General features: G+C 44.4%; 1 protein-coding gene and 4 tRNA genes. All 5 read left to right on the top strand.

What is annotated here, in order from left to right:
* Nucleotides 1-5: 5 nt before the first annotated feature.
* Nucleotides 6-81, top strand: a tRNA-Thr gene (locus DAE25_RS22875).
* 36 nt (nucleotides 82-117) lie between these two features.
* A tRNA-Tyr gene (locus DAE25_RS22870) sits at nucleotides 118-202 on the top strand.
* 44 nt (nucleotides 203-246) lie between these two features.
* Nucleotides 247-321, top strand: a tRNA-Gly gene (locus DAE25_RS22865).
* 3 nt (nucleotides 322-324) lie between these two features.
* A tRNA-Thr gene (locus tag DAE25_RS22860) sits at nucleotides 325-400 on the top strand.
* A gap of 113 nt (nucleotides 401-513) precedes the next feature.
* Nucleotides 514-599, top strand: an 86-nt coding sequence (locus DAE25_RS22855; protein ID WP_002436303.1) for a GTP-binding protein, incomplete at its 3' end; no start/stop codon positions are given.

The raw sequence follows: 599 nt of genomic DNA, 5'->3' as shown, positions 1-599 counted from the left end.
GCAACGCCGACTTAGCTCAGTAGGTAGAGCAACTGACTTGTAATCAGTAGGTCACCAGTTCGATTCCGGTAGTCGGCACCATTATCGCATGTTGTAAATAAGTATTCAATTAATCGTGGAGGGATTCCCGAGCGGCCAAAGGGGGCAGACTGTAAATCTGTTGGCTCAGCCTTCGAAGGTTCGAATCCTTCTCCCTCCACCATTCCTTATAATTGAATCGCACATCGGACAGACGAATTTAGAACAGCGGGCATCGTATAATGGCTATTACCTTAGCCTTCCAAGCTAATGATGCGGGTTCGATTCCCGCTGCCCGCTCCAAGCGCTGATATAGCTCAGTTGGTAGAGCGCACCCTTGGTAAGGGTGAGGTCGGCGGTTCAAATCCGCCTATCAGCACCAGCATTTCTTCTATTTTCATCTTTTCAATGTCTTGAATTTATTAACAATTTCTACATTTGGTTAATGTGGTTATGTACCATTTGTAACCGTGTTTGTTTAAGAGGCTTTTTAAAATGTCTAAAGAAAAATTTGAACGTACAAAACCGCACGTTAACGTGGGTACAATCGGCCACGTTGACCATGGTAAAACAACTTTAAC

Origin of the sequence: Nocardioides terrigena (genome assembly GCF_003047265.1) — a bacterium.
Lineage (GTDB): Bacteria > Actinomycetota > Actinomycetes > Propionibacteriales > Nocardioidaceae > Nocardioides > Nocardioides terrigena.
Note: the sequence above shows the minus strand (reverse complement) of the source record. Positions and strands in the feature narration are given on the sequence as shown.